Consider the following 13,220-nt stretch of genomic DNA (forward strand, 5'->3'; position numbering starts at 1 on the left):
GCGGTGTCAAACTAAACGACAAAAAAGCAGGTGAGTTTTCCCTGCTTTTTTGTTTTTTTTGCCACCGTAAGAAATCGTGCAAGACTTAGATTACTTGCTATTTGATTGAATTATTTGGAATGTCCCAAATGAGCTTATACCAGCTTCTCGCGCAATTTATCCGTCAGCATTGGCGCGCGTATAGTGCTGCCGCAGTGATGTTGTTGATGGTCGCAAGCTTTACAATTCTGATCCCACGTAAGATTGGACAAGTGATTGATGCGATGGTGCAGCATCATTTGCATGGCGAGGCCTTGATTTGGGAATTGGCAACGATTGTAATGATGGGCGTCGCCATTTACTTCTTACGGGTCGGCTGGCGTCTACAATTGTTCGCAGCATCCTATAAATTAGGCGCAGAATTGCGTTTGCGCTTATATCAGCGCCTGAGCCTGCAAAACCCCGCCTTTTTTCAACAGCAGCGTACTGGTGATTTAATGGCACTTGGAACGAATGATGCTGATGCGATTGAATTAGCGGCGGGCGAGGCGGCACTCGCTGGATTCGATGGGTTGATGACCTTCGTGTTGGTGATCGCGATGATGACCTTGGGCGTCGATTGGCGTCTTGCGTTGGCAAGCTTACTTCCTTTTCCTTTTATGGCATGGGCCTTCAAACGGATTACCCATCAAATTCATGATGCATCGAAAGAATCCTTGGAGCGGTTTAGTCAGCTTAATGATCATGTTCAGGAAAGTATTTCAGGTGTACGGACATTACGCGTACTTGGACTGGAGCAGCGCAGCGCAGAGCAATTCGCGGTACTGGCAGAACAGGCTGCTGCGGCAAGTTTGCGCTCGCAACGTTGGGAAGCAGCATACGAGCCAGCCGTTGGGATTACGCTCACCGCTGCAGGTGCATTGACCTTGGGGGTCGGTGCCTATTTGGTTTGGCACGGTGAAATGAGTATAGGCAACCTCACGGCATTTAGTATGTATTTGGGGCAGCTGATATGGCCGATGTTTGCAGCGGGTTGGGTATTGTCCTTGTTGGAGCGTGGAAAAGCAGCATGGGCAAGATTACGTCCCGTGCTGAAAGCAGAATTGGTAGTTCGAGATCTCGGAAAACTTGATGCACAACCCGTTGGAAAAATACGATTTGAACAGATTCATTTTTCTTATCCAGCACAATCTAAACTAGCCCTGAACAATCTCAGTTTTGAATTGCTGCCAGGTCAAACCTTGGGTATTGTTGGCCCGACTGGTGCTGGAAAGTCGAGCGTGTTGCGTCTTATCTTGCGTCAGTTCGAAGCACAACAAGGGCAGATCAGTTGGGGCGAAACATTAGTTCAGGCATTTCCCTTGGTACGTCTGCGTAGCGCTATCAACTGGGTTTCGCAAGAACCGTTTTTGTTTTCCGCATCGATTGCGGAAAACATTGCACTCTCTAACCCCACAGCAAGTCGCGAGCAGATTATGGTTGCGGCAAAATTGGCTGCGATTCATGATGATATTTTGCGTTTCCCAGAAGCTTATGACACGCCGGTCGGAGAGCGCGGTGTCACTCTATCGGGCGGCCAGAAGCAACGTGTTGCGATTGCTCGAGCACTGTTGACTGATAGTCCATTGCTTCTGCTCGACGATGCCTTGTCGGCAATCGATACTGATACAGAGACGCGCATCTTGCGCCATCTCGCAGAGTTAAAAACTGGGCATCCTGAGCGAACTGCAATCATCGTCAGCCATCGATTAAGCGCCGTCGTTGATGCGGATTACATTTTGGTCTTGCGCGATGGTTGCTTAGTTGAACAAGGTAGCCATGAGCAGCTATTGGCGCAGGACGCATGGTATGCAAGCCAATGGAAGTATCAGCAACTTGAGGCGGCAATCGAAGCGGCAAGTTAGTCTGTCGTAAGACATGTATTGGGTTATGCCGTGGCACACATGGATAACCGAGAGTTGAAATCGATAAATGGGGTCGTGAATTGACGTGATCCACACCATTTTCTGAAATGTATTCGATGAGTGAAATAATGAAATCGCCCGTATCTGAGAGAAAACTTGCAGTGCAGCTATTGATGAATGCTGCTAAACCAGAGCGGCGCCATGTTGTTTTGGGGGTGGTTTTTCTTTTGCTCGCATCTGGCCTCGAGGCTTTAGGTCCAATTCTTGGAAAAGCGTTCATTGATTACTACTTACTACCTCGCAATCAAGACTTGCCGATGATGGGAGTCTTGTTGGCAGTCTTTCTTGTGACCGGCTGGTGGGCAACTTGGTTACGCTATCTGCAGTTGGCACGATTGGCAGGTGTTGCTATGCGTTCCGTGAGGCGTTTGCGTGAACAGGTCTATGCGCATGTGTTGCGTTTGCCAATGGCGTTTTTTGATAAAGCGATCACGGGCCAGCTAGTCAGTCGTGTCACCAACGATACCGAAGCGGTAAAGAATTTATACGTGCAGGTTTTGTTCGTGATGCTGGATAGTTCTATTGTGGTACTTGGTGCGCTGATTGCGATGGCTTGGCTGGATTGGCGTCTCATGTTGATCGTATTGACCTTAGTGCCTGCTGTCGTTGTAATTGTCTGGTTTTATCAGCGTTGGAGCGCGCCTGCGGTGACTCGCGCGCGGCAGATGCGCAGCGAAATCAATGCGCAAGTCGCAGAGAGTATTAATGGAATGACTGCGCTTCAGGCGTGCAATGCTGAACAGGCATTCGGTACCCGATTTGAGGGAGCGAATCAACAACACTATGCTGCGCGAGTTGACGAGTTGCGGGCGAATGCATGGCTGTTACGTCCAGCATTAGATTTATTGAATTCCTTACTCTTGGTCGCCGTCATTTTTATCTATGGACAGCGCGAATTTTCTGGATTGGAAGTAGGGGTTTTGTATGCATTTGTTAGTTACATCGCACGGGTCGTTGATCCCCTGATACAGATTACTTTGCAATTCGGACAGATACAGCAAGCGGTGGTTTCCGCCGCGCGCGTGAATACTCTTTTGCAAGAAGAGCCGGCACCTTCTTCTCATACGAGTATGGAAGTATCGAAGGGTGCGTTAACAATTGAAAAACTGAACTTTGCCTACCAGGTGCCACAGTTTGTTTTACATGATATTGATTTGCGTATTCCGGCGGGAAGTTTTTACGGCATCGTTGGACACACTGGTAGTGGCAAATCGAGCCTGTTGAGCTTGTTACTACGTTTTTATACGGCGCAAAGCGGTACGATAAAAATTGATGATTTCGTATTGTCAGAACTGAGCGATGAAAATTTTCGTGCGAGTGTCGGCTTAGTGCCGCAGGAACCATTTCTACTTGCTGCCAATGCGCGTGAAAATATTACGATGGGACGCGATATTTCTGATGCTGACGTGATTGCTGCGGCCAAAGCTGCGCACGCACATGAGTTCATCTTACAACTGGAACATGGCTATTTAACGCCACTTGGTGAAGGTGGTGCGAAACTGTCAACTGGTCAAAAGCAGTTGATTGCGATTGCGCGAGCGTTGGCAGGAAAGCCCAAAATTCTGTTCTTAGATGAGGCAACATCTCATATCGACAGCGAAACTGAGCAAATCGTTCAGGTCGCACTCAATGCATTACGGGGATCAGTCACCGTGATTGCGATTGCGCACCGTCTCTCTACGATCCGGGATGCAGATCAAATTGTTGTATTAAATCACGGTCGCCTCGCAGAACAAGGCTCGCACAGCGAGTTGATGGAAATTCAAAATGGTTTGTACCAAAAACTGTATTTGCTACAAACCTTAGAATTGTGATCCTCTTCGATCTTTAATTTTTCAGATCTAGTTTGTACATCCCTTCGCAGATGATGATCGCAACTAAAGTACTATCGAAGGCAAGTAACCTGACGAACTTCGGGTTGGTGCAGATAGGTTCTGCCGGGATCTGGCGCCTTATAACAGCGCCCGTTCACCTTGGAAATTTTGCTTCCATCGCTCCTTGTATAGGTTTCGATTTCTGTGCCGGGTGGTTTGCCAGCTTGGGCGAGCTTGCCTCTTAGTTCATCCCGTTTGTCATGGAAAGGATAATTTTGTTTTTCCCAATACTCTCGGACAATTTGATTTGGTGGTTTGGCAGCCTCTAGTTTTTGCTGTTCAAAAAATTGGTCATGTTCTAATGCCCTGCGAATGCTAGTGAGGTCACGGTTAATGGAACCCGATCTCATAAGCGGAGATTCAACCGATTCGGGCGTGCCAAATGTGAGGTCGTGTTTAGATCCAATGACAGGCAAAACACTTATATTTTCTTTTCCTTTTGTTTGCTTCGTTTTTTTGGTACTAATGATATAGCTTGTTTCTGTGGTTTTTTTGATTCCTCCGGAGCCATCTGGATTGCGACTGATTTGCTTAGATTCGGATGTGTTTGTGAGATTTTTGTAGCGAGTGAAAAAGACAAGCTTAGTTGAAGTTTGAAGAAGCTTCGCTCTTGGCGAATAAAAATATGAATTTTCGAAGAAATTGATTATTAAATATCCGTGGATTAACAAGACGATGAATGCCGATATGGTTGTAGGGGAACGAACCTTTATGAAAATTGCCATAGGAATTTTGGATTTCTTTTTGTTTGTTGTGCTTCGCTACACCCAAGAGGGAAAGTGATTAGTCTAAACGAGGATCGACACAAACCCTTGTTTAATTAATAGAAATAGAAGAATGCCCTAAAAGGTATTGAATGGCAGTACCCGTGAAAGAAAGTGCTTGCTTCAAGATCGACTCCGATTACACTGTTTCCTTTCATCCTGTGCGCTAGATATCTGCTAGCTAAATTTTATGAAATTGTTATTCGCTGCCGCTGCCGGTGTTTCGATTTTTGTTTTAGCTGTATTGGCCTATGTTTTCTTGGTGTTAGCACCTGGATTGCCCGAGTTGACCGCGGTGACCGATTATCAGCCCAAAATTCCTCTTCGAATTTATACGGCAGATAACACCTTGATTGGTGAGTTTGGCGAAGAACATCGCGATTTTGTTCCGATCAAAGAAATTCCTGAAACTTTAAAAAAGGCCGTGCTATCTATCGAAGACGCTCGGTTTTATGAGCACACGGGTGTCGATTACATTGGTGTCGCGCGTGCGCTTGTCGCCTCGGTAACAGGGGGCGTACAGCAGGGGGCATCGACGATTACGATGCAAGTTGCGAGAAATTTTTTTCTGACACGAGAAAAATCGATGTCGCGCAAATTGCGCGAAATGCTGTTGGCCAAAAGAATCGAAGATGCGCTAAGCAAAGATCAGATTCTTGAACTATATATGAATCAAATTTATCTCGGCCAGCGTACTCATGGATTTTCCAGTGCGGCGCGTACCTACTTTAATAAATCGCTGAAAGATCTCAGTCTTGCGGAAAGTGCTATGTTGGCAGGCATCCCACAAAATCCAGCACGCCATAATCCTGCGGTGAATTTTGAGCGAGCAAAGAAACGTCAAATACTCGTTTTGAAAAGTATGTTGAGACACGAAGACATTACTCAGGCGCAGTTTGATGTCGCGAGTAAAGAACGTTTACACGTGACGAAAGTGCCGCAATTTGAGTCGCATGCAGCCTATGTTGCTGAAATGGTGCGTCAGAAAATCTATGAGCAGTTTAAAGAGGACGCTTATACGACAGGTATCAAAGTAATCACGACGCTAGATCGTGATGAGCAAGATGCCGCGTATGAGTCACTGCGACGGAATGTACTTCTCTACGATCAACGTCATGGGTATCGTGGACCAGAGGCTTTTGTTGAGTTGCCCAGTGATGATAGTCAGCGAGATGAGGTGATTGATGAATTTTTGCAAAAATTTCCGTCTAGTGAAGGCTTGATTTCTGCTGTCGTCACCGAAGTCTCGAGTAAGCTCATAAAAGCGGATTTAGCAACAGGGGAATCAGTTGAAATTAGCGGGGAGGGCTTACGCCTAGCGGTTGGTGCTTTGCAATCAAAAGCAAATCGGGACTTAAAAATTCGCGTCGGCGCATTAATTCGGGTGATGCAAGATAATCGTGGAAAATGGTCAGTTACACAGGCCCCCGAAGTGGATGCAGCCTACGTCTCTTTAAATTCTGATGATGGTTCGTATCGCGCCTTGGTCGGTGGCTTTGATTTTAATCGTAAGAAGTTTAATCATGTGACGAGCGGCTGGCGCCAACCAGGTTCGGCAATGAAACCATTTATCTACTCAGCGGCATTGGAAAAAGGTTTTTCACCTTCAAGCTTGATTAATGATGTTCCTTTGTCACAGACGAGCGAAGAAGAGTTGAAGTGGGATCCACGTAATGATGATGGTAAGTATGATGGTCCCATCGATATGCAACGCGCATTGGCACAGTCAAAGAACGTTGTCGCCGTTCGTATCTTGAAAGCGATTGGCGCGTCGTATGGGCGTGACTATTTGCCTCGATTCGGTTTTGAACAAGCGAAACATCCTCTCAACCTCACTTTAGCTCTCGGCACCGGTGCGGTTACACCGCTACAATTGGCGGGAGCTTATGCGGTATTTGCAAATGGTGGTTTTCAAGTACAACCTTGGTTAATTCAAAAAGTGTTAGATGGAAAAGGCAAAGTGATTTTCGAGGCAAAAGTCCCCGCTACCCCTACAGAAGACATGCGCGTGTTGGATAGTAGGAATGCATTCGTAATGGATAGCATGATGCGAGAAGTTGTCCGCTCGGGTACTGGCGCTGCGGCCACGCAAAAGCTGGGGCGACGTGATTTGGCGGGTAAAACAGGGACAACGAGTGATGCGGTTGATGGATGGTTTGCGGGTTATGCTGGAAATGTTGTGGCAGTTTCCTGGATGGGTTTTGATAATCCTAAATCTTTAGGAGGGCGTGAATTTGGTGCCACGGTCGCCTTGCCGATATGGATCGACGCGATGCGCCATGCTTTGAAGGGAAAACCTGAGTATTCAAGACCAGTACCAGAAAATCTTTTAATGCAAGATGGTAAATGGATCTACGCTGAATATGCAGAAGGGGGTGGGGTCAAAACCTTGGACATCGAAGAAAGCCAATCGACACTTCCACCGATTGAACAACCTTGAATGACTGAGTGGAGATTCGCTTCAGTTTATTTTCGCAAATTGCACTTCCAGGGCTTGATCGATTTGCGTGATCGGTAAAAAAAAGCCCGCAAATGATTGCGGGCAAAATCCACACCCTTGGAGGAGTAGTCAGATGAGTCTTCATCATAGCGATGAAATATGACCTGACGATGACGATCCATATTTTTTGTCGATTCTCAGTTTTAAGCTTGGTACTTTGTAATAGTTAGAAAATCTTTTGCAAATGGCAGGGGCACTAGTGGGTCACTCAGTTGATCTTTTCTTGTTCTTTCGCGGGTTCTTGCGGAGCTGGTGAGTGGAGTTGAGACATTTCGCTATCGGGCTTCTTCACATCATCCAAGTAACGTTCAACCAGATCATAGAAGCGGCTATACAGCTTGGCGTCTGAGATCGTTTCACTCGCGACTTTAACCATCGAATCGTTGCTCGCGCCGATAGGCAACGAGATGGAGCCGATGCCACCAACACCCAAGCTCGCACTTGAGCTATTCTTTTTAAGGGAATAGCGGTCTCGAACTGCATTGGCAAAGATGGTCGTACTATTGCTACCTTTGCTATTGGGTGCGCAAACTATGTTAAATTCAATTTCGACATGGGTTTCGTCGTCGGATTGAAATTTACGACGACCTTTTACATTGCTGTCATTCGCTTCACTGATGATGTAACCTTGGCTAAGCAAGGCGCGACGAGACGCTTCACAACTTTCTTGCGCGTTGCCCGGAACCGCGTAGGTGAACATATCTGCGGTGCCGAATTCATCGCGATGTACTAGTTTGGGTTTGACGCTACTACAACCGATCAAAACGAAAGTTACCAGCATTGACATGCTGGGATAAACGATAAATTTTTTTAGGTATCCCATGCCTTTCAGCTCCGTCTCAAGGTTAGAACTTGTTGACCCATTTCTAAATTTTTACTGATCGGTTGATCAAGCGGTGGTGCGCTTCTCGTATCATCGTTTCAGTTGTTCCCCAATCCACGCAGGCGTCGGTGACTGAACAACCATAAGTGAGTTGGGTTAAATCGGCAGGGATCTTTTGGTTCCCTGCAACGATATTCGATTCGATCATCACGCCAACTAAAGCGCGATTGCCATTGACGATTTGATTGATGACGTCGGCCATGACGAGCGGTTGCAATTCAGGCTTCTTGAAACTATTCGCGTGCGAACAATCGACAATAATATTGGCTGGTAATTGAGCTTTTTTCAAGGCTTGTTCAGCCATCGCGACGGAGACTGTATCGTAATTTGGACGTCCATCACCACCACGTAAAACCACATGCCCGTATTGGTTGCCACGAGTCCGCACAACGGATACTTTTCCTTGTCCGTTCAGACCAAGAAAAGAATGGGGATGTGAGGCTGATAAAATTGCGTTGATCGCAATGCTTATGTCGCCATCTGTTCCATTTTTAAACCCAACCGGTGTTGATAGACCGGAAGACATTTCACGATGGGTTTGGGACTCGGTGGTGCGGGCACCAATCGCAGTCCAAGCGATTAAATCTCCCAGATACTGCGGAGAGATCGGATCTAGCGCCTCGGTTGCGGTAGGCAATCCTAATTCGCAGATATCAAGTAAAAACTGTCGTGCTTTTTCCATCCCGATATCAACTTGGAATGAATCATCCATATACGGATCGTTGATATAACCTTTCCACCCAGTGGTTGTGCGTGGTTTTTCAAAATAGACGCGCATAACCAATAGCATGCTTGATTTGACTTCCTCTTGTAGCGCTTTTAAGCGGCGTGCATAGTCAATGCCAGCGACGGGATCATGAATTGAGCAGGGGCCCACAACCACAATCAGCCGCGAGTCACGTCGATCTAAAATTTGCTTTAGTTGCTCCCGGCCAGCATCGACCACCGCTGCCGCTTGCTCTGAGAGCGGCAGTTTGGCGTGTAATTCTTCCGGTGTTGGCATTGCAGCAAACGAAGTAACATTGATATTTTCTAGATCTTGGCTATTCATAGTCTGGCACTAGGTGATTGAGAGTGAATGAGAAACGTTGTCAGTCCATTATAGTTGATGCATTGCACAATGACTGTACTCTCAACGCCGAAAAATCCTCGGAAATTGCCAAAAATAGCCTTATGCGGCTCGAATGGCGATCAGAACGGGAAAATAAGCCTACTTTTTGGGGGGTGTTTCTAAGTTTGAAGTGGACTGGCGTCTTGTAAAGTAGAACAACTCTCCAATTCGTTTAGGTGCTTTATGGTTTCTACTTCCACTCGTCGGCAGCAAAAAAATTTTGATCCGCGTGCTTTGCGCGGCATACCAGGTCAAATTTATGCTTTACGTAATAGTGGGTTAAAGGAAGGCTTGCTACACATCGGTGTCTCGCGGCGCAGCGGTTGGGCAAAAGCATTAGAGTTAAATCGAGATAAAAGTAACTTGATTCCTGGTGCTTATGAATGCGTTTTTGAGATGCAAGCGCAGGACAGTGGTACGGCATTAGAAGCGATCTTTTCAATTTTGGCGCATACGCGACCAGAGCGTTCGACACAGGATTTTTTTGAAATTGATCTGGCTAGTGCAGAACATATTATTCGTCGCACGATTCAAGAAACTGATCGCCATTTCCGAGCACGATTTGAGCATGATATTGAATTGCGGGTGTATCGAGAGCTAGAGACTGCAGTTGCGTCCGAAGCTTTGATGCAAACCTCTGCACAAGGTTTGCAATCCGATGTCACAGTACGAGAGAGCATCTTTAAGAAAGCCAAGTCCTGGTTTAGTTGAAGGCTAGGCGAATATAAAAATAGATCGCCATATGCATCAGTCGATATCGGTATGCTGGTTCATAAATTGTTGACCCCCATCGTGCCATCGGCCCCCTTCATACCGATGGCACCAAATTTTTCTACGTCTCGACCCTGATTTCAGTTACCGTGAAAAAGGGCTTGCCATCACGTGTGTGGCAGGTTCCAGTCCAGTGTTGGTGTGATGTTGCACTCCAATGGATTTGACTCCCTTCAGATTTACCCCTGCAAGCTGCATGTGCCTTCTCTGGGATGTTTATATCAGGTGGTGGTGGTGGTGGTGGTGGTGGTGGTGGTGGTGGTGGTGGTGGTGGTGGTGGTGGTGGTGGTGGTGGTGGTGGTGGCAATTCTGGTAGATCCGCCAGATCAGGCGCTGAGGGCTGAGTCGGTGGTAGCGGCGGTGCAATTGGAAGCGGCGGCAATGGGGGCAGCGGTGAATTCACAGTACGGCGTGAGATTTTAGCAGGGCGAAGTGGCGCGGTGATTTGCTCACACTCTTGCTTACTATTTTCATCTTTACAGGTCGTATTGATAGGATTTTTCCTGATATTTGAATCTTCAATAAGGGCCTGCTGTTCTTTTCCTGAGTTTTGTCGTTGAGGCGTTTGAACTTCTTGCCTGGGTTCTTGGGCTGCGCTATGGTGAATGTGAGCGACACAACATGTCGCGATCAAAATTGTAATGAGTCTCATCATTTCTCCTTTTTAGATAGAGGTGCTGAGGTGAATCGAGAAAAAATCCATCGCGAGGTAGACGGATGTCTTAGAGATTTTTTTACCTCAGTGGATTTATGATGCAAGGGAAATGTGGAGAAATCGTGGATACTGATCGCGAATATCAAGTGCGAATATCAAGTGCGAATACCAAATCGAGAAGTCTGTTTCTAAGGTAAGCTTATCCCGTGAGCACCTTGCTTAACAGACGGAACCAACGCCATCAAAGCGATAGCCAACGCCGTAAATAGAATGAATGACAGCTTGTTCACCTGTAATAAGCTGTAATTTTTTGCGCAAATTTTTGATATGGCTATCGATTGCCCTATCTGTGACATCGAGTTTTTCTTCACATGCAATATCGAGCAATTGAGCACGTGAAAATACGCGACTTGGATGCATCACAAAGTGTTGCAGTAATAAGAATTCGCTACGCGTTAAATCGATGATTTTCCCTTCAAAGAGTGCAGACTGTTTCGCGATGTCAATAGATAGTTGAGCCTGATTCTTCTTCGAGAGTTCAGAATCGTAAGATTGACATCGCTTCAGAATTGTTTTGCATCTCGCTATGAGTTCACGTGGACTAAATGGCTTGCATAGATAGTCGTCAGCACCTGCGTCGAGTCCAATCAAGCGATCGATTTCCTCGACTTTCGCTGTGACCATAATGATAGGGATGTTTGAAAATGTTCGTACAGCGCGACAAAGACTGAGTCCATCTAAGCGCGGTAACATCAGATCCAGTACCAATATGGCGCTACGCGGCAGCGACTGTTGGTTTGGTATCGGTGATTGTTGTTGGAGAAGGTAGTCAAGTGCAACTTGGCCGTCATGGATAATTGTTGGTTCAAATTGATTGGCGCGTGCATAGTCAGCAATCAAGGCGGCAAGATCCGGTTCATCTTCAATAATCAGCATGGCGGGATGGCTGGTACTCATGTATAGCGAATCCTAATAAATGGCGTGAATGAAATCGTTCGAGTAGAAATGTTAGTGTGCCAGCGCGAAGCAGAGCTGGACTTGTAGGCCGCCTAGATTGGAGTGGCTAAACTGTATTCCGATTCTTTGTGCAGCGAGCAATTGCTTGCATAGTGCTAAGCCTAAACCTGAACCGCCCGATTGACGGTTGCGAGAATGTTCTCCTCGGAAAAAGCGCTCACCTAAGTGTTCGAGCGCTTGGGGAGAAACACCTGGCGCACTGTCCTCGATGTCGACCATAATCCGTTCGTTCTGTACGCGAATATTCACCTTAATTTGCCCCCCAACGTCGGTGTAACGTAACGAATTTTCGAATAGATTGCGACAAACTTGTCGAAGTCGCTCGACGTCGCCGAAGGTTTCAATTTTTTCGTGAGAGGTCTGAAGCGTCAAGCTTAACTGGGCACGTCGAACTTTCTCTTGAAAGTTTTCAATTTCTTCATGAATTAATTCCGCGAGATTGATTCTTTCAATTTGGTATGTCAAGGCGCCGACGTCGGATTGGGCGAGCAAGTATAGTTCGTCGATCAGTTTATTCAGCGATAAAACTTGCCGGTGCATTAAAGCTATGTTCTCTGAATTGATGGGACGAATTTGATCTTGGATTGCTTCAATCTGGGCGCGCAACACGGAAACGGGCGTTCTTAATTCATGCGATGTGTTGGCGACCCACTGCCGACGTTGTTGTTCAGTCGCCTGAAGTTTTCTTGCCAAATTATTGAAACTTTCGGCCAATGTGCCTAGTTCATCGCGACGGGATGTGTCGAGCTGCCAATTAAAATCCCCGTCTGCTAATTTGCGAGCTCCTTCAGCAAGGTTGAAAATTGGGCGCCGTATATGTAGCGCCAAAAAGAGTGCGAGAACGCCACTAAGACCGACGCTGATCAAAACGATCAAAAAAATTGTTTCCGACTGCTGTTGCAGAAAATCTTTTGCCAAAGCATCGGTGGGACGTGCAGATTGTTGCACAAATAGGTAACCAATGAGTTGGCCGTTGACGAGGAGTGCACGCTGTGAACCTCGCTTTTCTTCAAGTACTTGCCCTGCGAGATACTGTTGTTGCGAGTCGAGCAGGCTAATGCGCGATACCAATCCTGTGAACTCGCTATTGTCGTCTTTGCTAAAAATTGGATCCGGCGGTCCGACTGGCTCAGGATTTTGTGGTGGTGCTATGAGTGGCAGTGGTGGGAGTGGCGGTACTGGCGGCACTGGCGGCGCGGGTGGCATGGGGGCAGCAGCGGCACTCACTGGTTGAATTGGATGATGCCTTGAATTCGATCTTGCTTGCGCAGGTGCAGGGCTTTGTTGCGTTGCGAGATTCTGCTTTGATGGCGGTGAAACTTGGGTGGATTTGAGGGTATTCGGATTGTCCAGATTGAGGACTTCATTGGATATGCTTGAGTCCGCCGACTCTGAGTGAATTTTCTGTTGGTAAAGCTGTAGCAATTGGCGGTGAATCCATACAACTTTCTCCTGTTGTTTCTCTGGCAGAAAGTGCCACTCACCATACTGTTGATATTGCGTTTGAATCGATTCGCTGAGCTCCTGTAAACGGTCGAGCTCGATCTTTGCTGCATAGTCAGCAAAATTCGTACTGATCTTTCTTTGCATGAGAAATAATGCGATTGAGATCACGCTAAGCAATGCAAACAACACCGCAACAAATAAACGCCAGCCAATCGACAGTTTCACAAGTAGACCTCGTTGCCAAAGAAACGCAGTG

The 13,220-nt window shown here is 46.8% G+C and carries 10 protein-coding genes; 5 read left to right on the plus strand and 5 right to left on the minus strand.

Annotated features, from left to right (window positions below):
- Positions 1-128 precede the first annotated feature (128 nt).
- Positions 129-1,883: an ABC transporter ATP-binding protein gene (locus KDM90_RS13460; protein ID WP_212676120.1), complete on the plus strand. Its 1,755-nt coding sequence runs from the start codon at positions 129-131 to the stop codon at positions 1,881-1,883.
- A 128-nt stretch (positions 1,884-2,011) separates the two neighbouring features.
- Entirely contained in the window at positions 2,012-3,757 is a 1,746-nt protein-coding gene (locus KDM90_RS13465; protein WP_230409799.1) for an ABC transporter ATP-binding protein, read from the plus strand.
- A 71-nt stretch (positions 3,758-3,828) separates the two neighbouring features.
- Here KDM90_RS13465 and KDM90_RS13470 read toward each other — a convergent pair whose 3' ends face one another.
- Positions 3,829-4,542: a hypothetical protein gene (locus KDM90_RS13470; protein ID WP_212676122.1), complete on the minus strand. Its 714-nt coding sequence runs from the start codon at positions 4,540-4,542 to the stop codon at positions 3,829-3,831.
- Between the two features lie 229 nt (positions 4,543-4,771).
- Here KDM90_RS13470 and KDM90_RS13475 point away from each other — a divergent pair, with 229 nt between their 5' ends.
- The gene (locus tag KDM90_RS13475) at positions 4,772-7,021 is read left to right on the plus strand and encodes a penicillin-binding protein 1A (RefSeq protein ID WP_212676123.1); all 2,250 of its coding nucleotides are present in this window, start codon (positions 4,772-4,774) and stop codon (positions 7,019-7,021) included.
- A gap of 268 nt (positions 7,022-7,289) precedes the next feature.
- On the opposite strand, the gene KDM90_RS13480 is transcribed toward KDM90_RS13475, so the two are convergent.
- The gene (locus tag KDM90_RS13480) at positions 7,290-7,904 is read right to left on the minus strand and encodes a DUF2242 domain-containing protein (protein ID WP_212676124.1); all 615 of its coding nucleotides are present in this window, start codon (positions 7,902-7,904) and stop codon (positions 7,290-7,292) included.
- 43 nt (positions 7,905-7,947) lie between these two features.
- Positions 7,948-9,015, minus strand: a complete 1,068-nt coding sequence (locus tag KDM90_RS13485) for a 3-deoxy-7-phosphoheptulonate synthase (protein WP_212676125.1) — start codon at positions 9,013-9,015, stop codon at positions 7,948-7,950.
- A 243-nt stretch (positions 9,016-9,258) separates the two neighbouring features.
- On the opposite strand from KDM90_RS13485, the gene KDM90_RS13490 reads away from it, so the two are divergent.
- Both KDM90_RS13490 and KDM90_RS18170 read left to right on the plus strand, forming a co-directional pair.
- On the plus strand, positions 9,259-9,786 hold the full coding sequence (locus KDM90_RS13490) for a hypothetical protein (RefSeq protein ID WP_212676126.1): 528 nt from the start codon (positions 9,259-9,261) through the stop codon (positions 9,784-9,786).
- Positions 9,787-10,058: 272 nt separating this feature from the next.
- Complete coding sequence (locus KDM90_RS18170) at positions 10,059-10,190, plus strand: hypothetical protein (RefSeq protein WP_268977751.1); 132 nt, start codon at positions 10,059-10,061, stop codon at positions 10,188-10,190.
- 530 nt (positions 10,191-10,720) lie between these two features.
- Here KDM90_RS18170 and KDM90_RS13495 read toward each other — a convergent pair.
- Together KDM90_RS13495 and KDM90_RS13500 are read right to left on the minus strand one after the other, a co-directional pair.
- Positions 10,721-11,458 (minus strand): winged helix-turn-helix domain-containing protein, encoded by a 738-nt coding sequence (locus KDM90_RS13495; protein ID WP_230409800.1) that lies wholly within the window; start codon positions 11,456-11,458, stop codon positions 10,721-10,723.
- Between the two features lie 51 nt (positions 11,459-11,509).
- Positions 11,510-13,189: an ATP-binding protein gene (locus KDM90_RS13500; RefSeq protein WP_212676127.1), complete on the minus strand. Its 1,680-nt coding sequence runs from the start codon at positions 13,187-13,189 to the stop codon at positions 11,510-11,512.
- Positions 13,190-13,220 lie beyond the last annotated feature (31 nt).

The sequence above is a fragment of the Affinundibacterium fentianense genome, assembly GCF_018139545.1.
In the GTDB taxonomy this organism is placed as follows: domain Bacteria; phylum Pseudomonadota; class Gammaproteobacteria; order Burkholderiales; family Burkholderiaceae_D; genus Undibacterium; species Undibacterium fentianense.